We start from the raw sequence: 25,965 nt of genomic DNA on the forward strand, positions 1-25,965 counted from the left end.
CGACGTTACCCGCCAATGTAGGAAAGGTTCTGGGTAATCCCGGTATTGCCCTGATGAAGGAAGTGGGTCTGTTTTTTCGTGGCCAGCGCATCAGCAATGCGCATTTCCAGCGCCTGCTGCTGCTCATCTTCCGCCAGTAAATCGCGAAGATCGACCCCGCCATCACCGAACAGGCACAGATGCAGTTTCCCCACAGACGAGACGCGCAGACGGTTGCAGCTGGCGCAGAAATCTTTCTCATACGGCATGATTAAGCCGATCTCCCCTTCGTAATCGGGGTGACAAAAGACCTGCGCCGGACCGTCGCTACGCTGACGGATCTGGTGGATCCAGCCGCGTCTTAGCAGCTCGTCGCGTAGTACCATGCCCGAAATGTGGTGTTTGCGGAACAGCTCGCTGCCCTCACCGGTTTCCATCAGTTCAATAAATCGCAGTTGAATGCGGCGCGGTTTGATCCACGCCAGAAAGGTGTCGAGCTGATGATGATTCACGTCGCGCATCAGCACGGTATTGACCTTCACTTTGTCAAAGCCGGCGGCAAAGGCGGCGTCGATACCGTCCATTACCTGCTGAAACTTATCCTGCCCGGTAATCGCATGAAACTGACGCGCATCGAGGGAATCGACGCTCACGTTCACCGCCGTCAGGCCGGCATCACGCCAGTTTTGCGCATCGCGCGCCAGACGGTAGCCGTTGGTGGTGACCGCAATTTGGCGGATAGCTTCATTTTCACGAACGGCGGCGATGATGTCGGTAAAATCACGACGCAGCGACGGCTCACCGCCGGTGAGACGCACTTTTTCGGTGCCAAGAGAGGAAAATGCGCGGGTGACGCGACGCACTTCATCGACCGTCAAAAAACCGTTGTTGCTGATACCGCTCGGCTTATAGCCGTTCGGCAAACAGTAGGTGCAACGGAAGTTACACACATCGGTAATCGACAGACGCAGATAGAAAAACTTGCGCGCGAATGCATCAGTTAATTGAGCCATGTACACCTTTCCAAATACGGGAGGCACAGTTATTTCTTCCTGTACCCTGGTGGCTGTTGCCACGGCCGGAGCGCCATATCGTGTGACTTAGGCGCAAGGGCTAGAGTGTTTTTTTCTTAGCAATGCACTAAGACTGGTATGCCGATAGTAGCCTGAAATGAAGGCTTTCGCCAATTTCAGCAACGCTATATAATCTTGTATATAGCGACACGATCGTGCATTTTCGATCCAGAATACGCAAAAATCATACTTTTGCTTTGATATGGGTCATTTTACGCCAGTTGGAGTGTCGTCTTTTAGGGGTAGATCGAGTATTTTAAGCGGCTTAACTGATTGAAGGAATTTGTATGCGCAATCGCACTCTTGCGGATCTCGACCGGGTTGTGGCACTGGGCGGTGGTCATGGGCTGGGACGGGTTATGTCGTCGCTCTCGTCGCTTGGCTCCCGGCTTACCGGTATTGTCACCACCACCGATAACGGCGGATCCACAGGACGAATCCGACGCTCCGAAGGCGGTATCGCCTGGGGCGACATGCGCAACTGTCTTAATCAGCTAATCACTGAACCAAGCGTTGCTTCGGCGATGTTTGAGTACCGTTTTAGCGGTAATGGCGAACTTTCCGGGCATAACCTCGGAAATCTGATGTTAAAGGCGCTGGATCACCTGAGTATCCGCCCTCTCGAGGCCATTAATTTAATCAGAAACCTCCTTAAAGTAGACGCTTCGTTAATCCCGATGTCGGAATCACCGGTCGACCTGATGGCTATCGACCACGAGGGCCATGAAATCTACGGTGAAGTGAATATTGACCAGCTCTTAACGCCGCCAAAGGAGCTGCTGTTGTCGCCGAACGTCAGCGCCACCCGTGAAGCGGTACAGGCCATCGCCGAAGCCGATCTTATCCTGATTGGCCCGGGAAGTTTCTACACCAGCCTGATGCCGATTCTGCTGGTCGAAGAAATGGCTCAGGCGCTGCGCCGAACGCCCGCCCCCATGGTCTATATCGGTAACCTCGGGCGCGAACTGAGCCCGGCTGCCGCCAGCCTGACACTTACCGATAAGCTTTCACTTATGGAGCACTACGTCGGGCGTAAAATCATCGATGCGCTGGTCGTGGGACCAAAGGTCGATACCCGCGACATCAGCGACCGTATCGTCATCCAGGAAGTGCTCGAAGCCAGTGATATTCCCTACCGTCATGACCGTGAGCTGCTGCATATCGCGCTGGAAAAGGCGGTCCAGGCGCTGGGCTAAGCCCGCGAAATGATTAAAATCTTAAGGTTGTCTTAAAAAACCGCTGGCACTATGGCGCGATTATTTTTAGCGGATCCTGGTCATGCGTTTATTTTCACGCCGCCCACGCCTTGGGCGGATTGCTTATCTTGTGCTGTTTGCACTGTACATTGCGCTGTTTCTTAACGTCGCCTTTTACCAGCAGGCCTTCTCCGAGCTTCCGGTCAATAATCTGCGTAACGCCCTGGTCTTTCTGACCATGCCGGTGGTGCTGTTCTGCATTATCAATATTCTGGTCACGCTGGCCTCATTTTTATATCTCGACCGGATACTGATTACGCTCTTTATCCTGGTCAGCGCCGCCGCACAATATTTCATCCTGACCTTTGGGGTGATTATTGACCGCTCGATGATCACCAACATTCTTGATACCACGCCGGCAGAAAGCTATGCGCTGATGTCGACGAAAATGGTGCTAACGCTGCTGCTATCGGGTTTACTGGCGATCGTTATCGCATGGTGGATTAAGATAACCCGCCCAACGCACGCCTGGCGCGGCATTATTACCCGCGCTATCAGCATTACGCTTTCGGCACTGGCAATCGTGCTTGTCGCCCTGCTGTTTTATAAAGACTACGCCTCACTGTTTCGTAACAACAAAGAGCTGGTAAAAGCACTGAACCCATCGAACAGCATTGTGGCCGTCAACTCGTGGTATTCCCACCACCAGATGGATAATCTGCCGCTGGTGAAAATTGGCGAAGATGCAACCCTTATCCCGGAAGCACAGAAGCCTTCGCGCAAAAACCTGACCATTCTTATCGTCGGTGAAACCTCGCGCGCAGCAAACTTCTCGCTTGGCGGTTATGCACGTGAAACCAACCCACGGCTGGCAAAAGATGACGTGGTGTATTTCCCGAACACCGCTTCCTGCGGCACAGCCACCGCGGTTTCAGTACCCTGTATGTTCTCTAATATGTCGCGCGAGAATTACGACGAAACGCTGGCTCACCATCAGGAAGGTCTGTTGGATATTCTTCAGCGTGCAGGCATTCAGGTGCTGTGGAATGAAAATGACGGCGGCTGCAAAGGTGCCTGCGACCGCGTACCGCATCAGGACATTACCGCGCTAAATCTCACGGGCGAATGTATTGCCGGTGAATGCAAAGACGACGTACTGTTTAATAATCTCGATAAATACATCGACGGTCTGCAGCAGGACGGTATTATTGTGCTACATACCATCGGCAGCCACGGCCCGACCTATTACAATCGCTATCCGCCAGAATTCCGTAAATTCACGCCAACCTGTGATACTAACGAAATTCAGACCTGTACCCAGGAACAGCTCGTCAATACTTACGATAATACGATTCTGTACGTCGATTATATTGTTGATAAAGCGATTAATCTGTTGAAATCAAAGCAGGGAAACTTCACCACCAGCCTGGTCTATCTCTCCGATCACGGTGAATCGCTAGGTGAAAATGGCGTTTATCTGCACGGTCTGCCTTATTCCATCGCACCGGAAACCCAAAAACACGTACCGATGCTGCTGTGGCTTTCCGACGATTATCAAAAACGTTATGACATTAATTATTCGTGCCTGCAGAAACAGGCCGCAACACATCCATATGCCCAGGATAATCTGTTCTCAACGATGTTAGGTATAATGAGAGTGAATACCCAAGAATATCAGGCTGCGGACGATATTCTGGCGCAATGTAGAGGAGAAAGCCGGTGAAAATTCTGGTCATTGAAGACGATGAGCTGCTGTTACAAGGGTTGATTCTGGCAATTCAGAGCGAAGGATATGCCTGTGATGGCGTCTCCACAGCCCATGAAGCGGCGTTGTCCATCGCCGGGGGACACTACAGCCTGATAGTGCTCGACCTTGGCCTGCCGGACGAAGATGGCCTGCATTTCCTGGCCCGCCTGCGCCGGGAGAAATTCACCCAACCGGTACTTATCCTTACCGCTCGCGACACCATCAGCGATCGCATTGCCGGGCTGGATACCGGAGCCGACGACTACCTGGTGAAGCCGTTTGCGCTGGAAGAGCTCAACGCCCGCATTCGCGCCCTGCTCCGCCGTCACCACAATCAGGGCGACAGCGAGGTGAAAATTGACAACCTGCGCCTCAACGTCACCCGTCGCCAGGTGTGGCTGGATGAATCGCAGCTCGATCTGACGCCAAAAGAGTTCGCTCTGCTGTCGCGCCTGATGCTGAAAGCGGGCAGCCCGGTGCACCGTGAAATCCTCTATAACGACATTTATAGCTGGGACAACGAACCGGCAACCAATACCCTTGAAGTGCACATTCATAATTTACGCGACAAAGTCGGTAAATCGCGGATCCGCACCGTCAGAGGCTTTGGCTACATGCTGGTTGAAAACGCAGGGGTAGAATAAACGGATGGCGCTGTTCTCAGTTCAGTCATGGACCATGCGTACCCGCCTGCTGCTGACCATTGGCGCGGTACTGATTGTGTGTCAGCTCATCAGCGTTTTCTGGCTGTGGCACGAAAGCGAAGAGCAGGTCCAGCTGCTGGTGCAAAGCGCCATCGACGGGCACAACAACCGCAAACACATTCAGCATGAAGTGCGCGAGGCGGTAGCAAGCCTGCTTATCCCGAGCCTGCTGATTGTCGGGCTGGCGCTGTTTATTTGCGTTCAGGCCGTCAAACGCATCACCCGCCCGCTCTCTGACCTGCAAAAAGAGCTGGAAACCCGTACCCCTGACAACCTGCAGCCCATCATCATTGAGAACAACGTGAGTGAAGTGGAGGCGGTCACCAACGCTATCAACCAGCTGGTGTCGCGTTTGACGCTGACGCTCGACCGTGAGCGCCTCTTCACCGCCGACGTCGCCCACGAGCTGCGCACTCCGCTTGCGGGACTGCGTCTGCATCTGGAGCTGATGGCAAAAACCCATGCGATTAAGGTCACGCCGCTGCTGCAACGCCTGGATCAGATGACGGAGAGCATCTCTCAGCTCCTGCAGCTGGCACGCGTTGGGCAATCATTTTCGGCCGGTAGTTACCAGACGGTGAATTTAGCCACCGATGTGGTAGAGCCAGAGCAGGACGAACTAGAGCGCGTGCTCGCACTGCGCAAGCAAAAATTGCAGATAGTCACCACGCCACGCAGTGCAACGCTAAAAGGCGACGCGACGCTGGTGCGGGTGCTGTTACGCAATCTGGTGGAAAACGCCCACCGCTACAGCCCGGAAGGATCGCTCATTACGCTGACCATTGATTATGAAGCGGGTGCGGTGCTGGTTGTTGAAGATGAAGGGCCAGGCATTGATGAAGCCAAGAGCGGTGAACTCAGCAAAGCCTTCGTGCGTATGGATAGCCGCTTTGGTGGAATTGGTCTTGGATTAAGTATTGTTTCGCGTATTGCGCAGCTGCATGATGCGAAGTTCTTCCTGACCAACCGCAGGCCTGGTCCGGGTGCCCGGGCGTGGGTGCGGTTCCCCCCGCTGAGCCGTTGATTAGAAAGTCTGCACCCAGTTAACGCTGAAGCCAGCAATAATCGACAGCGCCAGCAGCAGGACAAAAAGCTCTCGGATTTGGGTTAATTTCATGGCAACTCTCCACATCGTTATGCGGAGAGTTTCCGTGAAAAAGATTAAGCAAACATTAATTTTTGTGTCTGTCTGAATCAGCCAGACAATTACGATGCGGCGATAAACAGATCGCGAAGCTGATGGAGCTGGTCACGGATCTGCGCCGCCTCTTCAAATTCGAGATTCTGTGCATGCTGCATCATTTGCCCTTCCAGCTCGTGGATTTTCTGCTGCAGCGCTTTCGGCGTTAACACGACGGTATCTTCTTCTACAATCCGCGCTTTACCACGCCCTTTCGCTTTGGTTTTCGCCAGACCCGCACCCAGTGCCAGAATATCGACCACCTTCTTGGTGAGGCCCTGCGGCACAATACCGTTCTCTTCGTTATAGCGCTGCTGTTTCTCGCGACGACGTTCGGTTTCGCCAATCGCCTTAGCCATTGACGGAGTGATTTTATCGCCGTACAGAATGGCTTTACCGTTGATGTTACGCGCCGCACGACCAATGGTCTGGATCAAGGAACGTTCAGAACGCAGGAAACCCTCTTTATCGGCATCAAGGATCGCCACCAGCGAGACCTCAGGCATATCCAGACCCTCTCGCAGCAGGTTGATCCCAACCAGGACGTCAAACTCGCCCAGACGCAGGTCACGGATGATTTCCATACGCTCGACGGTGTCGATATCCGAGTGCAGATAGCGCACCCGCTCGCCGTGTTCTTCAAGATACTCGGTTAAGTCTTCCGCCATCCGTTTGGTCAGTGTCGTCACCAGTACGCGTTCGTTGATAAGCGCACGTTGGCGAATTTCTGACAGCAGATCGTCAACCTGGGTCGCCACCGGGCGCACTTCGATAACCGGATCTAAAAGCCCGGTTGGACGCACGACCTGGTCAACCACGTCACCCGCAGATTTATCCAGTTCATAGTTACCCGGCGTTGCCGAAACATAAATCGACTGCGGCGCCAGCGCTTCGAACTCTTCAAACTTCAGCGGACGGTTATCGAGCGCGGAAGGCAGGCGGAAACCGTACTCCACCAGCGTCTCTTTACGCGCCCGGTCGCCACGGTACATACCGCCAATCTGCGGGATAGTCACGTGGGATTCGTCGATGACCAGCAGACCATCGGCCGGAAGGTAATCAAACAGCGTCGGCGGCGGCTCGCCGGGACCACGGCCGGAGAGAAAGCGCGAATAGTTTTCGATGCCGGAGCAGTATCCGAGCTCGTTCATCATCTCGAGATCGAACTGAGTACGCTGGCTCAAGCGCTGCTCTTCCAGCAGCTTGTTGTTGGCAAGCAACACCTTGCGGCGGTCTGCCAGCTCAACTTTGATATCTTCCATCGCCTGAATAATACGCTCGCGTGGCGTCACGTAGTGCGTTTTCGGGTAGATGGTGAAGCGCTGAACGCCGGACTCCAGATGGCCGGTGAGCGGGTCAAACAACGACAGCCGCTCGACTTCGTCGTCAAAAAGCTCAATGCGTAGCGCCAGATCGTCGGACTCTGCCGGGAAGACGTCGATCACTTCGCCGCGGACACGGAAGGTCCCGCGCTGAAATGCCTGATCGTTACGGGTGTACTGCAGCTCAGTGAGACGTCGCAGGATACTGCGCTGATCGACAATCATCCCGACCGTCAGGTGCAGCATCATTTTCAGATACAGATCCGGATCGCCAAGGCCGTAGATGGCTGAAACCGACGCCACCACGATTACATCACGGCGCTCTAACAGTGCCTTGGTCGCAGAGAGTCGCATCTGTTCGATATGCTCGTTCACCGAGGCGTCTTTCTCGATGAAGGTATCCGAGCTCGGTACGTAGGCTTCCGGCTGGTAGTAATCGTAGTACGAGACGAAATACTCCACCGCGTTTTCCGGGAAGAACTCCTTCATCTCGCCATAGAGCTGGGCCGCCAGCGTTTTGTTCGGCGCCAGTACCATAGTAGGACGCTGCAGATCGGCAATAACGTTAGCGATGGTAAAGGTTTTACCTGAGCCCGTTACGCCGAGCAGCGTCTGGTGCGCCAGGCCGTCCTCCAGACCCTCTTTCAGTTTGGCGATGGCCGCAGGCTGATCGCCTGAAGGGCGAAACGCGGAATGAAGTTTGAACGGTTTAGACATGGACAACGACCTGTGAAGGAGTGAACTGGCAGGTGACTAATTTTACTCGTCGCAGATAAATTTGCCAACCATTTATACTGGATATAAAAACAGTAACATATTATCGTATTTGTGTTACCCGCCCATCGTCAGCCTGACAAACGGGCAATTTCTCGTGACGGCGGGATAAAAAACCAGACAGCATCGGTTATCCCCAGAATTTTTTCTGGTTTAACATTTGTCAAGGTATGTAATGAAACTTTTGTGGCAGCCGGTGACACTTTTCTTACAGGCATTGCTTTTATCTAACTCATTAATTAAAAAAGAAAATATCCAAAAGCCGCCTTTCGCATCAATTCAGTCGCAAGCCGCATGCTCTCTCGTTTACCAGAGGTTTTCTAACCCTAATACACAAGGTTATCCACAGGAATAGTGGATAACTGTCTCCAGCCCATATCCCCCGCCTGACGGCAAAAATGGTCCGGCAGCGAAACGCCGGACATAAAAAAATATTATTGATAATTTTTGAGTTTTTTTCGCTTTAGACGTTGGCGAATATATGCGCGATCTGCTTCACATTTCTACAATTTTGTAGCGGTCAGGTGCTGAAGGTCGAGATATCCACCGAGGTCAGTTTGCGCAACATCTCCTTCAATCCACGGGATTTCTCCCAGCAGCGGCGCAGGCAACATACGCGTTAGCGTAGCCATATATTCTGCGTGTCGGCGTCCGGGTGGAACCACGTCGTTGGCAATCCAGCCTGCAAGATGTAAACCGGCCTGCAGTACTGCCTGGGCCGTCAGCACTGCATGGTTAATACAGCCAAGCTTAACGCCAACCACCAGAATCACCGGCAAGCGTTCTTGCTGCACCCAGTCGGCAAATGTCAGCACCGGTGACAACGGTGTGTACCAGCCCCCCGCACCTTCAACCAGCACCCACTCCGCGTCACTCTCAAGCGCCCGTAACCCAGCGGAAAGCACCGTGGCTTCAATGGGACGCCCTTCATCGGCGCTGATAATATGCGGCGAAGTCGGTTCGCCGAAGGTATAGGGGTTCACCTGTTCATAACGCAGCGCTAGCGCGCTATTTCGCTGCAAGGCCAGCGCATCGCTATTACGTAACCCTTCGGCGGTCTGTTCACTACCGGAGGCGACCGGCTTATACCCCGCCGTCCGCCGTCCCAGACGATTCGCGGCCTGCAGCAGCGCACAGCTGGCGACCGTTTTCCCGACTTCCGTATCGGTACCGGTGACAAAATAACGTTCAGTCACGTTCAATCACTCCCCAGAAAAGATGGTAAGTCAGCGGGCAACCCCCGCCGTGCTGCGGCCATGCAAGCTGCAGCGCCTGTAGTTTTTGTCGCGTCAGAAGCCTGCTGGCACGCCCTTCATGCAGATGGGTGGCACCAATGCCTTTAAGCGAACGCATCGCGCTCATCGCGTCAGGGAAGCTCAGGGTGATGGATTCCAGCCTGGAACGCCCCCGCCATGCTGAGAGCGTCTCCAGGAGCCTCTCCTGCGCTAAAAAACGGTTGGCATGAGGGTGTTCATCCACCGCCTGCCAGGCCTGATTCAGCTCCGGCAGAGAGCCGGCGGCAAGCGTGGTGAAGGCCAGCACTCCGCCAGGTTTTACCACTCGATACAGCTCCGCCAGCGCCGCGCCAAAATCATCGCACCACTGCACGGCAAGATTGCTCCAGACGAGGTCGAACTGCGCGTCCGGCAGCGGCAGTGATTCGATATCGCCGGTGATGTAGTGGTGCGCGGCCTGCTGCGCACGCGCCTGTTCAAGCATTTGTGAAGAGAGATCCAGCGCCGTTACCTGGCTCCCGCTCTCCCGCCACACCCGGCTCACCGCGCCCGGACCGCAGCCCGCGTCCAGTACGTGCGCGAAGTGGCGTTCCGGCAGCTGTGCCCGCAGCAGACTGGCGCTTTGTCGCTGCAGTTTATCATGCTGTAAATAGTGCGCCGCAGCGCGACCAAAAGCGGCAGCTACCGCCTGTTTATTGACCGGCGTCATGCAGCACCTCCAGTAAGCGGGCAATATCCTCAGGCTGATGGGTGGCGGTCAGCGTCAAACGCAGCCGCGCAGTACCCGCCGGCACCGTCGGTGGACGAATCGCAGTGACCCAGCATCCTTTAGCGCGTAACCGCCCGGCAAGTTCCAGCGCCCGGGCATTTTCGCCGACGATCAGCGGCTGAATAGCGCTCCGGGAATCGGTGAGCGTCATGCCAGCCCCCTGCGCGCCCTCACGGAATGCGGCAATGTGCCCGGCAAGAGTGGCGCGACGCGCTTCCCCTTCTTCGCTACGAATAACCGCAAGCGCCGCCTGTAGCGCGACCGCCTGAGCAGCGGGCATAGCGGTGCTGTAGATGAGATGACGGGCAAACTGCAGCAGATAATCCGCCACGGACTCGCTACACAACACGGCGGCACCGCTGAGGCCAAAAGCTTTACCGAAGGTCACGACCAGCAATTCCGGGTGAACCCCCTGGGCATGACAGGAGCCGCGCCCCTGCTCGCCGGTGACGCCAATCCCATGTGCGTCATCCACCATCAGCCAGGCATCTGCCACCCGGGCCGCCTGATGGATAGCCGCCAGCGGTGCCGAATCACCATCCATGCTGAAGATACCCTCAGTGATGGCAAGCTTCAGGCCGTCGGCATCGACTTCCAGCAGGCGTTGCAGATGACCGGCATCGTTATGACTAAACCGGCGCAGCGTCGCCGGACTGAGGCTTGCGGCCTCCAGCAGCGAGGCGTGGCTAAGACGGTCAGCCACCAGTTTGTCACCCTTTGCCGCAAGTGCGGCAATCAGTGCCTGGTTGGCGGCAAAACCGGAAATAAACAGCAGCGCACGCGGGTAGCCCAGCCAGTCGGCCAGGGCTTCTTCCAGCTGCTGGTGCGCCACGGTATAGCCGCTGACGTGGCCAGAACCACCGCTACCCACGCCATAACGTGAAGCCCCGGTTTGCCAGGCACGAATACTCTCCGGGTGCTGACTCAGCCCCAGATAGTCGTTGCTGGAGAAATTGATCCAACGCTCGCCGTCACGGCTTAACCACCGCCCGGCGCCCTGCTCCACGGCCTGACGGCGGCGTAACGCATCGGCAGCCTGCCGTTCGTTCAGCGCCGCTGCAATCCGCTGTTGCCAGCTCATACTGTCGCCGCGTTGTAATACTGCTCGGTATCCGGTGAACGCAGCGCCTGCTCCAGCCGTTCCTGCTGTTCGTTATCGCCGGCGGTGACTTCCGTTTGCTGCGGATTCAGCCCCAGTTTGCGGAACAACAGCAGGTCTTTGTCCTCTTCCGGGTTTGGCGTCGTCAGCAGTTTGCAGCCGTAGAAAATGGAGTTGGCGCCCGCCATAAAGCACATTGCCTGAGTCTGCTCGTTCATCTGCTCACGGCCAGCAGAGAGACGCACATGCGAGGTGGGCATCATGATGCGCGCAACGGCGATAGTCCGAATAAATTCAAACGCATCCACGTCGTCGTTATCGGCAAGCGGTGTACCTTTGACCTTAACCAGCATGTTAATTGGCACACTTTCCGGCGGAGTTGGCAAATTAGCCAACTGCAGCAGCAGACCCGCCCGGTCTTTCTCGGTTTCGCCGAGCCCAACGATGCCGCCAGAACATACTTTGATCCCGGCATCGCGCACTTTACCCAGTGTGTCCAGACGTTCCTGATAGCTACGGGTGGTGATGATGTTGCCGTAGAATTCCGGGGAGGTATCGAGGTTGTGGTTGTAGTAATCGAGCCCCGCGTGCGCCAGGCGCTGCGCCTGCTCATCGGAAAGCGTACCGAGGGTCATGCAGGCTTCAAGGCCCATAGCTTTCACGCCCTGCACCATTTGTTCGAGATACGGCATGTCGCGCTCGTGCGGGTTCTTCCACGCAGCCCCCATGCAGAACCGGGTTGAGCCCGCGTTTTTCGCCTTACGGGCCGAGTCGAGCACCTGCTCCACTTCCATCAAACGCTCGGACTCGAGGCCTGTTTTGTAGCGCGCGCTCTGCGGGCAATATTTACAGTCTTCCGGGCAGGCACCGGTCTTAATTGACAGCAGCGTGCTGACCTGGACCTGGCGTGGATCGAAATGCTGGCGGTGCACCTGTTGCGCTTCAAACAACAGTTCCAGCAGTGGTTTATTAAATAACTCAGTAACTTGCGACATCGTCCAACGTGTGTGGTGAGCCATTGGCATCTCCAAAAGGGGTTTTGTTAATTTTCGCTTCGGTGTAAACTCGTAAACCTAAAACTTTTCAATTTGGTTTACAAGTCGATTATGACAATGGACGATCTCGCTTTCGATCAGCGCCACATCTGGCACCCTTACACCTCAATGACCCAGCCGCTACCGGTTTATCCCGTGGTTTCGGCGCGCGGCTGCGAGCTTGAGCTTGCCAGCGGCGAAAATCTGGTCGACGGTATGTCCTCCTGGTGGGCGGCTATTCACGGCTACAACCACCCACGTCTCAACGCGGCAATGAAAGCCCAGATTGACCAGATGTCGCACGTGATGTTTGGTGGCATTACCCATCCGGCCGCCGTTGCGCTGTGTCGTCGCCTTGTGGCGATGACGCCGAAAGCATTAGAGTGCGTCTTCCTTGCCGACTCCGGCTCCGTCGCCGTTGAAGTAGCGATGAAGATGGCGCTGCAGTACTGGCAGGCGAAAGGCGAGCCGCGCCAGCGTTTTCTCACTTTCCGCAACGGCTATCACGGCGATACCTTCGGGGCGATGTCGGTCTGCGATCCGGACAACTCGATGCACAGTCTGTGGAAGGGTTATCTGCCGGAAAACCTGTTCGCGCCGGCACCGCAAAGCCGTTTCGACGGCGAATGGGACGAGCTGGATATGGTGGCATTTGCTCGCCTGCTGGCGGCACATCGACAGGAAATCGCGGCGGTCATTTTAGAGCCGGTGGTTCAGGGCGCAGGCGGGATGCGGATGTATCACCCGCAGTGGCTCAAACGTATTCGTCAGATGTGCGATCGGGAAGGGATTTTGCTTATTGCCGACGAAATTGCCACCGGCTTTGGCCGCACCGGCAAACTGTTTGCCTGCGAACATGCGGGCATCACGCCGGATATTCTGTGCCTTGGTAAAGCGCTGACCGGCGGCACAATGACCCTTTCCGCCGCTATCACCACCCGTGAAGTGGCAGAGACCATCAGCAACGGCGAAGCAGGCTGCTTCATGCACGGCCCCACCTTTATGGGCAATCCGCTGGCCTGCGCCGTGGCCAATGAAAGCCTTGCCATTCTTGAGAGCGGTGAGTGGCAAACCCAGGTGGCGACAATTGAAGCGCAGCTCACGCAGGAGCTTGCTCCGCTTCGCGATAACGAACTTGTTGCGGATGTGCGTATTCTTGGCGCCATTGGCGTGGTGGAAACCCGCGAGCCGGTCAATATGGCGCGCCTGCAGAAGTTCTTCGTCGAACAAGGGGTGTGGATCCGCCCGTTTGGCAAGCTGATTTACCTGATGCCACCGTATATCATTGCGCCGGAGCAGCTCTCGCAGCTGACTGCCGCTGTCGCAAAGGCGCTGGACGACCGCGAGCTGTTCAGCCGCTAGAAAGTGAAAGCCCGGCACAGGCCGGGCGTTTTATTTATGATTCGGTGACGGCCTCAGTGGCGCGTTTCTTTGCCCGGGTGAACCATACCACCGTCAGCAATGCCAGCCATACCAGCCCGGCGATGAGCGCCATGCGGGTCTCTTCAAACCAGCCAAGCACCACAATTACCAGCCCCATAAACAGCAGCGTCAGAACAGGTGCCACCGGCCAGAACGGCACCGGGAAGGCAATCTCCGCCTTTTCAGCGGCGGTCATGCTGCGGCGCATGGCAAAGTGGGAGAGCAGGATCATCAGCCATACCCAGATAGTTGCGAAAGCGGCAAGCGAGGCGATGAGCACGAAAATCTGCTCCGGAATCAGCCAGTTCAGCACCACCGCCGCCAGCAGCGAGCCACCCATCACCACCACCGTCATCCACGGCACGCCGTTGCTGGCAATGCGCAGGAAGCTTTTCGGCGCCATCCCTTCTTTCGCCATGCCGTACATCATGCGGCCCGCGCCAAAAATGTCGCTGTTAATGGCTGATATGGTGGCGCTGATAACGATGATGTTAAGAATGTTTGCCGCAGCAGGGATCCCCAGGCCGCTAAAAATCAGCACAAACGGACTACCCTGCTGGCCGATACTGTTCCACGGGAAAATCGCCATCAGCACCATCAGCGTACAGACGTAAAACAGCACGATGCGCAGTGGGATAGTGTTAATGGCCTGCGGGATAACCTTCTTCGGATCCTGCGCTTCTGCCGCAGTAATACCGATAATTTCGATGCCGCCAAAGGCGAACATCACGATCCCGAGCGAGGCTATCACCCCTTCCCAGCCGTTAGGCGCAAAACCACCGTGCGACCACAGGTTCGAAAGCCCGGTGGCCGGGAAAGCATGCCCGAAGCCGAAGAACATGATCCCGGCACCGGCGGCAATCATGGCAATAATCGCCGCCACTTTTACCAGTGACAGCCAGAACTCCATTTCACCGAAAATACGCACGTGGCAAAGGTTCATCGCACCGATAAAGCAGATGATACTCATCACCCAGATCCAGCGCGGAACGTCGGGGTACCAGAGCCCCATATAAATGCCAAACGCGGTGACGTCGGCAAGACAGACGATGACCATCTCAAAGGTATAGGTCCAGCCGGTGATAAACCCGGCCAGCGGCCCGAGATAGTGACGAGCATAGCTGCCAAATGAGCCGGAGATAGGGTTGCGTACCGCCATCTCACCGAGCGCACGCATAACGATAAAGACCGCAGCCCCGCCGATGAGATATGCCAGCAGTACCGCAGGCCCGGCAGTCTGGATAGCAGCGGCAGAACCATAGAATAACCCGGTACCGATAGCGGAGCCGAGCGCGATGAAGCGAATATGACGGGCGTTAAGCCCGCGCAGCAGATGGGGCTTGTTGTTGTGTTGTTGCATTTGCGAGTGTCCTGATAATTGTTTTATGACGGCATAAATGCGTGTAGAGCGGCCTGGGGGCGGAACTCCCCCAGGCTACAGGTACAGAAACAACGTTGGTAAGTTAGTTTTGGCTGGGCAATACAGCAGGCAGCAGTTTCGTCAGGTGACGTTGTGCCAAAAGCGCAGTAGCAACTTCAATATCGGGTGCGAAATAACGGTCTTTGTCGTAGTGAGAAACCTGCTCGCGCAGCAGCTGGCGCGCCTGCTCCAGCAGCGGGCTGGTCGCCAGGCCTTCACGCATATCCAGGCCCTGGCAGGCAGACAGCCATTCCACCGCGATCACACCACGGGTGTTGGCGGCCATTTCCCATAAGCGACGTCCGGCCGCAGGCGCCATCGAGACATGGTCCTCCTGGTTTGCTGAGGTCGGCAGGCTGTCGACGCTGTGCGGGTGCGACAAAGCTTTGTTCTCACTCGCCAGCGCCGCAGCGGTGACCTGAGCAATCATAAAGCCGGAGTTTACCCCACCATTTTTCACGAGGAACGGCGGCAGCTGCGACATATGGCTGTCCATCAGCATCGCAATACGGCGTTCTGCCAGAGAACCAATTTCGGCAATCGCCAGCGCGATGTTATCTGCCGCCATCGCGACCGGTTCCGCGTGGAAGTTCCCGCCGGAGATCACTTCGTTCTCGGCGGCAAACACCAGTGGGTTATCGGAAACGGCGTTGGATTCCGTCAGCAGCACTTCTGAGGCATAGCGCAGTTGGGTCAGGCAAGCGCCCATCACCTGCGGCTGGCAGCGCAGAGAGTACGGATCCTGCACTTTGCTACAGTTGTGATGCGACTGCGAAATGGCGCTGTCGTCGGTCAGTACGTGGCGATACAGTGCGGCGGCATCAATTTGCCCACGCTGCCCGCGCACTTCATGGATACGGGCATCAAACGGACGACGTGAGCCCAGCGCCGCTTCGGTAGTCAAAGCACCGCACACTACCGCAGAGGCAAAGAGATCTTCCGCTTCAAACAGGCCACGCAGCGCAAACGCGGTGGAAGTTTGCGTGCCGTTAAGCAGCGCCAGCCCCTCTTTGGCCGCCAGGGTCAGCGGCTGCAGCCCGGCTTTTTTCAGCGCTTCGGTGGAAGGCAGCCACTCACCCTGCCAGCGGGCTTTACCTTCACCCAGTAAGGTCAGTGACATATGCGCCAGCGGCGCCAGGTCACCGGAAGCACCAACGGAGCCTTTCGCCGGGATCCACGGATAAACGCCAGCGTTGACCATTGCCACCAGCGTCTGGATAACCTGCAAACGAATGCCGGAAAAACCACGCGCCAGGCTGTTGATTTTCAGCACCATGATAAGGCGCACCATCGCATCATCCAGCGGCTCACCCACGCCCGCCGCATGAGACAGCACCAGCGAGCGCTGCAGATTTTCTAAATCTTCATTGGCAATACGCGTGGAGGCCAGTAGACCAAATCCGGTGTTGATCCCATAAGCGGTACGCCCTTCTGCCATAATCGCATTGACGCAGGCCACGCTTTCATTGATGGCAGCAAAGGCGCCGTCGTCGAGCGTCAGGTGCAGCGGCTCATTATAAACATCGCGCAGCTGCGCCAGAGTCAGTTTGCCAGGAGTCAGTGTTAAGGTTTTCATAATTAGCGATGCCCCTGCGTTGCGGCGACCATAGGAAGATTGAGCCCCTGTTCGGCGGCACAGTCGATTGCAATATCGTACCCGGCGTCGGCGTGACGCATTACCCCGGTTGCCGGATCGTTGTGCAGCACACGTGCGATACGCGCTGCGGCTTCGTCGGTACCGTCACAGACGATAACCATGCCAGAGTGCTGGGAGAAGCCCATTCCTACGCCACCACCGTGGTGCAGCGACACCCAGGTCGCACCGCTCGCGGTATTCAGCAGCGCATTCAGCAGCGGCCAGTCAGAAACGGCGTCGGAACCATCGCGCATGGCTTCAGTTTCACGGTTAGGGCTGGCCACTGAGCCAGAATCCAGGTGGTCACGACCGATGACGATCGGCGCGGAAACTTCACCGCTGCGTACCATTTCGTTAAAAGCGAGGCCAAGCTTCTGACGCCACTCCAGACCCACCCAGCAGATACGTGCAGGGAGTCCCTGGAAGCTGATGCGCTCGCGCGCCATATCCAGCCAGTGGTGCAGGTGCTTATCATCTTTGATGATTTCTTTGACTTTGGCATCGGTTTTATAGATGTCCTGCGGATCGCCTGACAGCGCTACCCAGCGGAACGGACCGATACCCCGGCAGAACAGCGGACGGATATAGGCAGGAACGAAGCCCGGGAAATCGAACGCATTGCTGACGCCCATCTCTTTGGCCATCTGGCGAATGTTGTTGCCGTAGTCAAAGGTCGGAACACCCTGTTTGCTGAAAGCGAGCATCGCGCTAACGTGCTCTGCCATCGAACGCTTGGCCGCTTCAACGGTGCCCTGCGGATCGGATTCCGCTTTACGCTGATACTCTTCCCACGTCCAGCCCTGTGGCAGGTAGCCGTGCAGCGGATCGTGCGCGCTGGTCTGGTCGGTGACCATGTCCGGGCGTACGCCGCGTTTTACCAGCTCCGGCACGATATCAGCCGCGTTGCCGCACAGCGCGATGGACACGGCTTTGCCTTCTGCGATGTATTTTTTGATACGCGCCAGCGCATCGTCGAGCGAGGTTGCCTGCTCATCCACATAGCGGGTGCGCAGACGGAAATCGATACGGCTCTGCTGGCATTCAATGTTCAGGGAACAGGCACCCGCGAGGGTTGCCGCCAGCGGCTGCGCGCCGCCCATACCGCCCAGACCGGCGGTTAATACCCAACGCCCCTGCAGGTTGCCGTTGTAGTGCTGACGGCCGGCTTCTACGAAGGTTTCGTAGGTGCCCTGCACGATGCCCTGGCTACCGATGTAGATCCAGCTGCCCGCGGTCATCTGGCCGTACATGGCGAGGCCCTTAGCATCAAGCTCGTTGAAGTGCTCCCAGGTCGCCCAGTGTGGAACGAGGTTGGAATTGGCAATCAGCACGCGCGGTGCGTTGCTGTGGGTTTTAAATACGCCCACCGGCTTGCCGGACTGCACCAGCAGCGTTTCATCCTCTTCAAGCTTCGTCAGCGCGTTGACGATAGCGTCATAGCATTCCCAGTTGCGTGCCGCACGACCGATGCCGCCGTAAACAACCAGCTCATTCGGGTTTTCCGCTACGTCCGGGTCCAGATTGTTCATCAGCATGCGCAGCGGCGCTTCGGTCAGCCAGCTTTTGGCAGTCAGCTCTGTGCCGCGCGGGGCGCGGATCTCCTGCTGGCGATATTTGGTTTGCGACATCGTTGTTCTCTCCTCTGGGGAACCTGTGAATGTATAAACACATATACTTGTCTATACAATTGCGCGCAAGCGTACTTTTAACAAGCTGGATACATTTTTGTTATATTGCGTCAGCAATCACGCTTTTGCTGACGCAGAGAGATCAGGAGCTGAAATGGCCCTGTAGACGGTAGCGGTTGCCGGGGAAAAGCAGGCTGGCATGGGAGACAATATGCGAGGTAGACCAGGTACGGCGGCGGATGAGCAGGCAGGGGTCATGCTCTTTGATATGTAATAAGCGGCAATCTTCCGGTGCAGCGGCGACGGCTTCCACGATGTGCTCCCCTTCGGTCAGCGGTGCAATCAGTGACAGATAAGCATGCGGCGTGGTGGTGGTGTAATCCTGCTGCAGATAATCAGGCACTACGGCGGCGTTGACGATACGATCTTCAATCTGCACCGGGATGTCGTTTTCGAAATGCACCATCCTTGAATGGAAAATACGCGTCCCCTCCTCCACCTCCATGGCCGCCGCCTGGGTGAAGTCGGCGCGGGTCTCTTCGAGCAGCAGCACTTCACAGCGGTGCTGGTGGTGACGGGCGGTGATCTCATCAGCAATGCTGCGGATCTCAAACAACGCCGATTGCCCCTTTGGCTCCGCCACAAAGGTACCAACCCCCTGCAGGCGGACCAGTAAGCCTTCATCCGTCAGTTCGCGCACCGCACGGTTGACCGTCATCCGGCTGAAACCAAACTGCGCAACCAGCTCGGCTTCCGACGGAATACGGTCATGCGGCTGCCAGACTCCCGCGTAAATTTTCTCACTGATAGCCTGCTTCACTTTTTCATAAAACGGCACCGGCGCGCTGGCGGGTGCGGGTCGGGGTCTGGGTGAATACATAGCGCTGGCGTTCCTTTTGTCTGACATCGTCGGCGAATTCAGCCGAGTATATACTCATAATCAGTTAACGCGGTGGTCATCCTTACCACCAGTGTAAAATTTGCCATGCGAGACGAGCCGCGACTTTCGCTCCTTGTCCTTCACGGTCAAAGGTTGGGTTAAATTCCACCAGGTCGACGGCCTGCAGTTTACCGCTGCGGCACAGCGGTTCGACTATCCGTAGCAGCTGCGCCAGCGGGATCCCAAGCGGCGCAGGTGCTGAGACCGCAGGCATTTCCCACGCCGGTAAGACATCAAGATCGATAGTCAGGTAGATGCGGTCGTAGCTGTCGATAGCCCGGGCAATTTCCGGCAGCGCCCGCGCCTCCATAGCGTTCAATACGTCGAGATCCTCAATCACCGTCACATGACGATGCGCCGCCTCGTCCCACAGCGCGGCGGTATTGGCCGCCAGGCTCGCGCCCATGCAGGTATAGTGGAAACCACGCTGCTGCGCCTCACAGTGCAGCGCCAGCTGGCGGAAAGGCGTGCCGGAGCTTGCATGCGGGGCGTGGCGTAAATCCAGGTGCGCATCAAGGTTGATAATACCAATGCGCTCGTCGGGAAACGCATCCAGTACGGCGGAACCATGACCAAACGCGGTTTCATGTCCCCCACCAAGCACCAGGGTGCGCATCCCGGCCTGCTGGCAGGCCAGCGCCGCATCATGCAGCGCCTGCTGCGCGGCTTCCAGTTTTTCCGGCTCAGCGCGGATGTTACCCATCTCCACCAGCCGCTCATGACCACGGTGGCTGGCCATGTTCGCCAGCGCTTTACGCAGAACGTCCGGGCCTTGTGCCGCACCGGGCCGTCCCTGGTTGCGCTTCACCCCTTCGTCACATTCAAACCCCAACAGCGCGACCTTACCGCGATGGCTTTGCGGGGCGAAATCTCCGCCGTTGGCAATCGTCTGAAACAGGCGCAGCGCGTTGGGGGCTTCGTGGCTGTCATCACGCCCCTGCCAGAGTGAAGGGTCTACCGGTTGCCACAGATTCATGCTGTCACCTCACCACGGAAAATACGTTGCCAGAGCGGATTACGCCCTGGCTCATAAACCATTTCGACCGGGTGCTGAGCATCCCAGACGACAAAATCAGCCACAAAACCGGTTGCAAGCTGACCATGCGAATCCTGGCGCCCCAGCGCTCGCGCGGCGTGACGGGTCACCCCGGCCCAGGCCTCTTCCGGCGTCAGGCCAAACTTCACGCAGGCCATGTTCATTGAGAGATGCAGACTGGCAAACGGGCTGGTGCCCGGGTTGTAGTCGGTCGCAACCGCCATCGGCACCTGCAATTCTCGCAGCAGTGCAATGGGTGGTTTGCGGGTTTCATTGAGGAAATAGAACGCCCCCGGGAGCAGTACCGCCACCGTGCCGCCCTGCTGCATAGCGACCACGCCGTCACGTTCAAGATATTCAATGTGATCGGCAGAAAGCCCTTTGTAACGCCCGACCAGCTGCGCGCCGCCGAGGGATGAGAGCTGCTCCACGTGTCCCTTCACCGGAATGCCAAAATCGCAGGCGGTGCGGAACACGCGTTCCGTTTGCGCTGGGCTAAAACCGACGTTCTCGCAAAAAACATCCACCGCTTCGAACAGTTCTTTCTGCCACAGCGCAGGCAATATGGTGTCGCAGACCAGGGAGATGTATTCATCGGGGTTATCTCTATACTCCGGCGGCGTAGCGTGGGCCGCAAGCAGTGTACGGCTCACCTCGCACGGATTCGCCTGCGCCAGCGCCCCGGCGACCTGCAACATCTTCTCTTCGTTTTCCAGATCCAGCCCATAACCTGACTTGATCTCAATGGTGGTTACCCCTTCGCGCATCAGTCGATTCAGCCGTTCCTGAGCAAGCGACTGGAGCTGCTCTGCACTGCTCTCCCGGGTCGCCCGTACCGTCGAGTTAATGCCGCCGCCCGCCGCACTGATTTGCTGGTACGATACGCCGTTCAGCCGCTGCTCCCACTCCTGGGCACGGCTGCCACCAAAGATCAGATGGGTATGGCAGTCAATAAGACCCGGAGTGATGAGTCTCCCACCGACGTCGATTACGTTGGGCGCACTGGCAGGAATATCAGCATCCGCAACGATGGCGTGAATGTATCCTTCGCGCACGATAAGCGCATGATGGTCGAGCAGACCATAGGCCTGCGGACGTGACGGGTCGAGCGTTGCCAGGCGAGCGTTGCGCCAGATGCGGTCTTCTGCGGTCAGTTCAGTCATAATGTTCGCTTGTCATGGGTTGTATAGACATTTATTTTCATTACACCGAACTTGTCAACAAAGGCTTATAGAAATGTTGGTTTTTTGTGACTATCAGCCCCTCTTCGTGCGTCCTTTACGCACATCATGATGAACTTTTTACCGTTCGTGCTTCCCGTTTCGCTCAACTTAGTATAAAAAAGCAGGTTTTGAGGGACTTACTTTTCACTGACGACCAGGTCTGGAGCAACATGAACACATTTTCGGTTTCCCGTCTGACGCTGGCATTGGCTTTTGGCGTGACACTGACCGCCTGCAGCTCAACGCCACCCGATCAACAACCTTCCACTCAGGAAGCACCGGGTACGACGTCTCGCCCCATTTTAAGCGCCGCTGAAGCGAAAAATTTCACTCAGGCTCGCTATTTCACCGCGCTGGATCCAAAAGACGGTGCGTGGGATCCGTCGGCTATCAGCATTCCGGCTAAGCCTGATTTCGTGGTAGGGCCGGCAGGTACTCAGGGCGTGACCCACACCACCATTCAGGCGGCAGTAGATGCAGCCATCGCGAAGCACTCAAGCAACCGTCTGTATATTGCGATTCTGCCGGGCGAATATCAGGGTACCGTGTACGTTCCGGCGGCACCGGGTAGCCTGACGCTTTACGGCACTGGCGAAAACGCCGCAGACGTGAAGATTGGCCTGGCTATTGATTCCGAAATCGACCCGAACACCTGGCGCCACCTGGTCAACCCGGCCGGGAAATACATGCCAGGCAAACCGGCGTGGTACATGTTTGACAGCTGCCAGAGCAAGCGTACCGCAACCGTCGGCGTAATGTGCTCTGCCGTGTTCTGGTCACAGAACAACGGCCTGCAGCTGCAGAATATGACCATCGAAAACAATCTGGGCGACAGCGTAGATGCCGGAACTCACCAGGCCGTAGCGCTGCGTAGCGATGGCGATCAGGTACAGATTAATAAGGTGAACATTCTGGGTCGCCAGAACACCTTCTTCGTCACCAACAGCGGTGTACAGAACCGTCTGCAAAACGATCGTCAGACCCGAACGCTGGTAACCAACAGCTATCTGGAAGGGGATGTGGATATTGTTTCCGGCCGCGGTGCGGTGGTATTCGATAATACCGATTTCCGTGTAGTGAACTCCCGTACTCAGCAGGAAGCTTACGTGTTCGCTCCGGCCACTCAGTCGAACATCTTCTACGGTTTCCTCGCCGTCAACAGCCGCTTTAACGCTGCCGGTGATAATGTGGCGCAGCTGGGGCGCTCCCTTGACGTTGATGGCAACACCAACGGCCAGGTGGTTATCCGTGACAGCGCGATCAACGAAGGTTTCAACATGGCGAAACCATGGGCTGATGCCGCCGTGTCTAAACGCCCGTACAGCGGAAATACCGGTGCAAAAGATGATAAAGGCGACATTCAGCGTAACCTGAACGACGGCCAGTTCAACCGCATGTGGGAATACAACAACCGCGGTCTGGGCAGCAAAGTCGTGGCGAACTAATACGCCATTTCTGACAGCAAAAGGGGGGATAATTCCCCCCTTATTTAGAACAGCAGATAATGATGAGCACGCTGCCGTTTACCAGGCGTTGACTACCACCCACATCGGGCCCTGACCTACGGCGTAGCGGCCTTTCTCTTTCAGCAGCCCCTGTTCACCTTTAATCTCATACACGCCAATGTGATGAGATTTCTGGCCCGCAGCAATCACATATTTGCCGCTGTGATCGACGTTAAAGCCGCGCGGCTGGGTTTCGGTCGGCTGGAAACCTTCCACTTCCAGCACGCTACCGTCTTCAGAAACACTGAACACGGTGATGAGGCTGGAAGTACGGTCACAGGCGTAGAGATGACGCCCGTCCGGGGTAATATGGATATCCGCCGCCCAACGCACGCCGGTGAAATCCAGCGGCATCATGTCCAGCGTTTGCACGCACTCGATGTCGCCGTGCGGGTCATTCAGTTCCCAGACGTCAACCGAGCTGTTGAGCTCATTCACGCAGTAGGCGTACTTCTGGTTCGGGTGGAACACCATGTGACGCGGACCAGCGCCTTCCACGGTGGTGACTTCCGCAGGCTCCTGCGCAACCAGCTTACCGTCGTCGCTCAGAGTGAACAGGCAGATACGGTCCTGTTTGAGCGCCGGTACCCACAGGGTGCGGTTATCCGGGGAGATATTGGCTGAATGGCAGCCTTCAAGCCCTTCCACTACGTCAACCACACCGACAGGCAGGCCGTCTTCCAGACGCGTCACGCTCACGCAGCCTGCGTTGTAAGAACCACTGAACAGGAATTCACCCCGGTGATCGGTAGAGATATGCGTTGGGCTACCTGGCAGCGCTGATTCAGCGACCCAGGTCAACGCGCCGTCGTCCGGAGCAATACGATAGGCCAGCACGCGAAACTCAGGGCGAACACCAACGTACAGAAAACGTTTATCAGGGCTCACTACCATCGGCTGAACCTGACCCGGCACGTCAACCACCTGCACCAGTTTCAGCTCGCCGTCATGTTTCAGGCTCCAGACGTGGATCTGCTGGCTTTCCGGGCTGGCGGTATAAACGGTTTGTTTCATGAAAACTCCTTTCCTAAATGCTTAACTGCACGTGGAAGCAAAATACCAGGATAGACGGTTTTAGCGGTCAATGCTGTATAAATTTGTTGTACCGCCGTAACGGTGTACCATCAACAATTATGACTTTTTCAACATTAACCTGGACTACCTCATGACCTCTCGCGTGATTGCCCTTGATTTAGATGGAACCCTGCTAACCCCACAAAAAACGCTGCTCCCCGCCTCGCTCGAAGCGCTAAAGCGGGCTCGTGAAGCGGGTTATCAGTTGCTCATCGTCACCGGGCGTCACCACGTTGCCATTCACCCTTTTTATCAGGCACTGGCGCTCGATACACCTGCAATTTGCTGTAATGGCACCTATTTGTATGATTATCAGGCAAAAAAGGTGCTGGAAGCCTCCCCATTGCCGGTCAATAAAGCGCTGCAGGTCATTGAGCTGCTGCAGGAGCACGACATTCACGGTCTGATGTACGTTGACGATGCCATGATGTATGAGCGCCCGACCGGGCACGTGCTGCGCACCACCAACTGGGCGCAATCGCTGCCGCCGGAACAGCGCCCTACCTTTACCCAGGTTGCGTCTCTGGCGCAGGCTGCTCAGGACGTGAACGCGGTGTGGAAATTCGCGCTAACCGATGAAAACATGCCGAAACTGCGCGATTTTGTCAGCCATGTGGAGAAAACGCTGCAGCTGGAGTGCGAATGGTCGTGGCACGATCAGGTTGATATCGCCCGTCAGGGGAACAGCAAAGGTAAGCGTCTGACCCAGTGGGTTGAATCTCAGGGCTGGTCGATGAAAGATGTCGTTGCCTTTGGCGACAACTATAACGACATCAGCATGCTGGAAGCCGCTGGCACCGGCGTAGCAATGGGCAACGCCGACGATGCGGTCAAAACCCGCGCTAACGTGGTGATTGGCGACAATACCACTGACAGCATAGCTAACTTTATCTATAAAAACCTGCTCTGATTAAGAGGTAATAGAAACGCTCTTAATCTGGGTGTAGAGCCACAGGCCTGGTTTAATCCCCAGGTCGTCTCTGGCCCAGGGGCTGATGCGCGCCCACAGCGTGCGTCCCCCCACTTCCAGGCGTACTTCCACCTGCCCGTTGTCGTCGTAGCACTCCACCACTTTTCCGCGCAGTACGTTACGAATACTGGTTTGCGTTGGCGGTTGCAGCACCAGCGACACGTCGGAAGCCTGAATGCGCACACGTACCGCGCTCTGCACCGGCTTATCGAGCTTATTTACCCACAGATGCTGATCGCCCAGCGCCAGCGCCGTCATCGCGTAATGTGGGTGGTGTTCCATCACGGTAACTTTCAGAATACTGCTCTGCTGATCCTGCGGCAGCCAGGGATGCATGACGCTGCTACCCCAGACCTCTTCCAGATTACCGAAGGCTTTTACACTCCCCGCCTCCAGTACCAGCACTTTATCCGCCAGATGCAGGATCTCATCGAGCGAGTGGCTGACGTAGAGCATCGGAATATTAATTTCCCGCGCCAGACGCTGCAGATACGGCAGCAGCTCGCGTTTACGGGGAATATCGAGCGAAGCCAGCGGCTCATCGAGTAGCAATAATTCGGGAGCCGTCAGCAGGGCACGGCCGATAGCCACCCGCTGCTTTTCTCCGCCCGACAGACTCCCCGGCAGCCTGTCCAGCAGAGCTTCAATTCCGAGTAGTTCCACCAGCTTGTCAAACTGTCCGGCCATGCTTTTCGCCATGCCGTAGCGCAGGTTGCCGCGCACTTTGTAGTGCGGGAACAGACGCGCATCCTGAAATACATAGCCGATGCGGCGTTTATCCGGCGACAGACAGATGCCTTTTTCCACGTCGTTCAGTACACGATCGTTGAGTATGATCCGCCCTTCCTGTGGACGAGTCAGGCCGCTAATCGCGTTAATCAGCGAAGTTTTCCCGGCTCCCGAGACGCCAAAAACCGCCGTAATACCAGAAGCCGGAAGCGTTTCGTTGATATTCAGGCGGCAGGTGCCCAGGGTTTGAGTAAAGTTGAGTTCCAGCAT

20 protein-coding genes, 1 pseudogene and 1 riboswitch are annotated in these 25,965 nt (G+C 56.5%); of the genes and pseudogenes, 7 read left to right on the forward strand and 14 right to left on the reverse strand.

The window, feature by feature from the left end; translation table 11 throughout:
* Positions 1-5: 5 nt before the first annotated feature.
* Positions 6-992, reverse strand: a complete 987-nt coding sequence (gene moaA, locus C7387_RS10160; RefSeq protein ID WP_038258807.1) for a GTP 3',8-cyclase MoaA — start codon at positions 990-992, stop codon at positions 6-8.
* A riboswitch (molybdenum cofactor riboswitch) is annotated at positions 980-1,112 on the reverse strand. Its footprint overlaps the gene before it by 13 nt.
* A 227-nt stretch (positions 1,113-1,339) precedes the next feature.
* On the opposite strand from moaA, the gene yvcK reads away from it, so the two are divergent.
* From yvcK to pmrB, 4 genes are all read left to right on the forward strand, one after another.
* A complete protein-coding gene (yvcK, locus tag C7387_RS10165) occupies positions 1,340-2,248 on the forward strand; it encodes a uridine diphosphate-N-acetylglucosamine-binding protein YvcK (protein WP_006819125.1) in 909 nt (302 codons plus the stop codon).
* Between the two features lie 82 nt (positions 2,249-2,330).
* A complete protein-coding gene (eptA, locus tag C7387_RS10170; RefSeq protein WP_120816608.1) occupies positions 2,331-3,971 on the forward strand; it encodes a phosphoethanolamine transferase EptA in 1,641 nt (546 codons plus the stop codon).
* Positions 3,968-4,639 carry a two-component system response regulator PmrA gene (gene pmrA / locus C7387_RS10175; RefSeq protein WP_038258811.1) on the forward strand — a complete coding sequence of 224 codons (672 nt, stop codon included), beginning with the start codon at positions 3,968-3,970 and terminating at the stop codon, positions 4,637-4,639. The genes eptA and pmrA overlap by 4 nt, the downstream gene beginning before the upstream one ends.
* Positions 4,640-4,643: 4 nt before the next feature.
* A complete protein-coding gene (pmrB, locus tag C7387_RS10180) occupies positions 4,644-5,723 on the forward strand; it encodes a two-component system sensor histidine kinase PmrB (protein WP_120816609.1) in 1,080 nt (359 codons plus the stop codon).
* Between the two features lie 182 nt (positions 5,724-5,905).
* On the opposite strand, the gene uvrB is transcribed toward pmrB, so the two are convergent.
* From uvrB to bioB, 5 genes are all read right to left on the reverse strand, one after another.
* Positions 5,906-7,918 (reverse strand): excinuclease ABC subunit UvrB, encoded by a 2,013-nt coding sequence (gene uvrB, locus C7387_RS10185; RefSeq protein ID WP_120816610.1) that lies wholly within the window; start codon positions 7,916-7,918, stop codon positions 5,906-5,908.
* A 560-nt stretch (positions 7,919-8,478) separates the two neighbouring features.
* Complete coding sequence (bioD, locus tag C7387_RS10195; RefSeq protein ID WP_120816744.1) at positions 8,479-9,171, reverse strand: dethiobiotin synthase; 693 nt, start codon at positions 9,169-9,171, stop codon at positions 8,479-8,481.
* On the reverse strand, positions 9,164-9,919 hold the full coding sequence (gene bioC / locus C7387_RS10200; protein WP_120816611.1) for a malonyl-ACP O-methyltransferase BioC: 756 nt from the start codon (positions 9,917-9,919) through the stop codon (positions 9,164-9,166). The genes bioD and bioC overlap by 8 nt, the downstream gene beginning before the upstream one ends.
* Entirely contained in the window at positions 9,903-11,060 is a 1,158-nt protein-coding gene (bioF, locus tag C7387_RS10205) for an 8-amino-7-oxononanoate synthase (protein WP_120816612.1), read from the reverse strand. The genes bioC and bioF overlap by 17 nt, the downstream gene beginning before the upstream one ends.
* Positions 11,057-12,097: a biotin synthase BioB gene (gene bioB, locus C7387_RS10210; RefSeq protein WP_038258821.1), complete on the reverse strand. Its 1,041-nt coding sequence runs from the start codon at positions 12,095-12,097 to the stop codon at positions 11,057-11,059. The genes bioF and bioB overlap by 4 nt, the downstream gene beginning before the upstream one ends.
* Positions 12,098-12,184: 87 nt before the next feature.
* Between bioB and bioA the strand changes: the two genes are divergently transcribed.
* Positions 12,185-13,474, forward strand: coding sequence for an adenosylmethionine--8-amino-7-oxononanoate transaminase (bioA, locus tag C7387_RS10215; RefSeq protein WP_120816613.1), 1,290 nt, complete (start codon positions 12,185-12,187; stop codon positions 13,472-13,474).
* Between the two features lie 34 nt (positions 13,475-13,508).
* Here the strand turns inward: bioA and C7387_RS10220 are convergent, their stop codons facing one another.
* The 6 genes and pseudogenes from C7387_RS10220 to hutI all read right to left on the reverse strand — a co-directional run bounded on the left by C7387_RS10220 (position 13,509) and on the right by hutI (position 21,398).
* A complete protein-coding gene (locus C7387_RS10220) occupies positions 13,509-14,894 on the reverse strand; it encodes an amino acid permease (RefSeq protein WP_006819113.1) in 1,386 nt (461 codons plus the stop codon).
* 103 nt (positions 14,895-14,997) lie between these two features.
* On the reverse strand, positions 14,998-16,530 hold the full coding sequence (gene hutH, locus C7387_RS10225) for a histidine ammonia-lyase (RefSeq protein WP_120816614.1): 1,533 nt from the start codon (positions 16,528-16,530) through the stop codon (positions 14,998-15,000).
* Between the two features lie 2 nt (positions 16,531-16,532).
* Entirely contained in the window at positions 16,533-18,218 is a 1,686-nt protein-coding gene (gene hutU / locus C7387_RS10230; RefSeq protein ID WP_120816615.1) for a urocanate hydratase, read from the reverse strand.
* Positions 18,219-18,360: 142 nt separating this feature from the next.
* A complete protein-coding gene (locus C7387_RS10235; protein WP_038258823.1) occupies positions 18,361-19,098 on the reverse strand; it encodes a histidine utilization repressor in 738 nt (245 codons plus the stop codon).
* 82 nt (positions 19,099-19,180) lie between these two features.
* On the reverse strand, positions 19,181-20,134 hold the full coding sequence (gene hutG / locus C7387_RS10240; protein WP_006819108.1) for a formimidoylglutamase: 954 nt from the start codon (positions 20,132-20,134) through the stop codon (positions 19,181-19,183).
* Positions 20,131-21,398 (reverse strand): annotated as a pseudogene (gene hutI, locus C7387_RS10245) (imidazolonepropionase). The gene hutG and the pseudogene hutI overlap by 4 nt, the downstream one beginning before the upstream one ends.
* A gap of 189 nt (positions 21,399-21,587) precedes the next feature.
* On the opposite strand from hutI, the gene C7387_RS10250 reads away from it, so the two are divergent.
* A complete protein-coding gene (locus C7387_RS10250; protein WP_040903417.1) occupies positions 21,588-22,862 on the forward strand; it encodes a putative acyl-CoA thioester hydrolase in 1,275 nt (424 codons plus the stop codon).
* Positions 22,863-22,940: 78 nt separating this feature from the next.
* Here C7387_RS10250 and pgl read toward each other — a convergent pair whose 3' ends face one another.
* Complete coding sequence (gene pgl / locus C7387_RS10255; RefSeq protein ID WP_006819105.1) at positions 22,941-23,936, reverse strand: 6-phosphogluconolactonase; 996 nt, start codon at positions 23,934-23,936, stop codon at positions 22,941-22,943.
* Between the two features lie 151 nt (positions 23,937-24,087).
* On the opposite strand from pgl, the gene C7387_RS10260 reads away from it, so the two are divergent.
* Positions 24,088-24,906: a pyridoxal phosphatase gene (locus tag C7387_RS10260; protein ID WP_006819103.1), complete on the forward strand. Its 819-nt coding sequence runs from the start codon at positions 24,088-24,090 to the stop codon at positions 24,904-24,906.
* Here the strand turns inward: C7387_RS10260 and modC are convergent, their stop codons facing one another.
* Entirely contained in the window at positions 24,907-25,965 is a 1,059-nt protein-coding gene (gene modC / locus C7387_RS10265) for a molybdenum ABC transporter ATP-binding protein ModC (RefSeq protein ID WP_120816616.1), read from the reverse strand. It abuts the gene before it with no gap.

The organism is Yokenella regensburgei (assembly GCF_003634235.1).
Taxonomy (GTDB): domain Bacteria; phylum Pseudomonadota; class Gammaproteobacteria; order Enterobacterales; family Enterobacteriaceae; genus Yokenella; species Yokenella regensburgei.

Bases quoted from the DNA above. Each gene is read 5' to 3' on its own strand.
- C7387_RS10235 (WP_038258823.1), bottom strand. From the start codon at position 19,098: ATGTATTCACCCAGACCCCGACCCGCACCCGCCAGCGCGCCGGTGCCG.
- bioB (WP_038258821.1), bottom strand. From the start codon at position 12,097: ATGGCTCACCACACACGTTGGACGATGTCGCAAGTTACTGAGTTATTT.
- bioF (WP_120816612.1), bottom strand. From the start codon at position 11,060: ATGAGCTGGCAACAGCGGATTGCAGCGGCGCTGAACGAACGGCAGGCT.
- bioC (WP_120816611.1), bottom strand. From the start codon at position 9,919: ATGACGCCGGTCAATAAACAGGCGGTAGCTGCCGCTTTTGGTCGCGCT.
- moaA (WP_038258807.1), bottom strand. From the start codon at position 992: ATGGCTCAATTAACTGATGCATTCGCGCGCAAGTTTTTCTATCTGCGT.
- pgl (WP_006819105.1), bottom strand. From the start codon at position 23,936: ATGAAACAAACCGTTTATACCGCCAGCCCGGAAAGCCAGCAGATCCAC.
- hutH (WP_120816614.1), bottom strand. From the start codon at position 16,530: ATGAAAACCTTAACACTGACTCCTGGCAAACTGACTCTGGCGCAGCTG.
- uvrB (WP_120816610.1), bottom strand. From the start codon at position 7,918: ATGTCTAAACCGTTCAAACTTCATTCCGCGTTTCGCCCTTCAGGCGAT.
- C7387_RS10220 (WP_006819113.1), bottom strand. From the start codon at position 14,894: ATGCAACAACACAACAACAAGCCCCATCTGCTGCGCGGGCTTAACGCC.
- C7387_RS10250 (WP_040903417.1), top strand. From the start codon at position 21,588: ATGAACACATTTTCGGTTTCCCGTCTGACGCTGGCATTGGCTTTTGGC.
- pmrB (WP_120816609.1), top strand. From the start codon at position 4,644: ATGGCGCTGTTCTCAGTTCAGTCATGGACCATGCGTACCCGCCTGCTG.
- hutU (WP_120816615.1), bottom strand. From the start codon at position 18,218: ATGTCGCAAACCAAATATCGCCAGCAGGAGATCCGCGCCCCGCGCGGC.
- modC (WP_120816616.1), bottom strand. From the start codon at position 25,965: ATGCTGGAACTCAACTTTACTCAAACCCTGGGCACCTGCCGCCTGAAT.
- yvcK (WP_006819125.1), top strand. From the start codon at position 1,340: ATGCGCAATCGCACTCTTGCGGATCTCGACCGGGTTGTGGCACTGGGC.
- C7387_RS10260 (WP_006819103.1), top strand. From the start codon at position 24,088: ATGACCTCTCGCGTGATTGCCCTTGATTTAGATGGAACCCTGCTAACC.
- eptA (WP_120816608.1), top strand. From the start codon at position 2,331: ATGCGTTTATTTTCACGCCGCCCACGCCTTGGGCGGATTGCTTATCTT.
- bioA (WP_120816613.1), top strand. From the start codon at position 12,185: ATGACAATGGACGATCTCGCTTTCGATCAGCGCCACATCTGGCACCCT.
- hutG (WP_006819108.1), bottom strand. From the start codon at position 20,134: ATGAATCTGTGGCAACCGGTAGACCCTTCACTCTGGCAGGGGCGTGAT.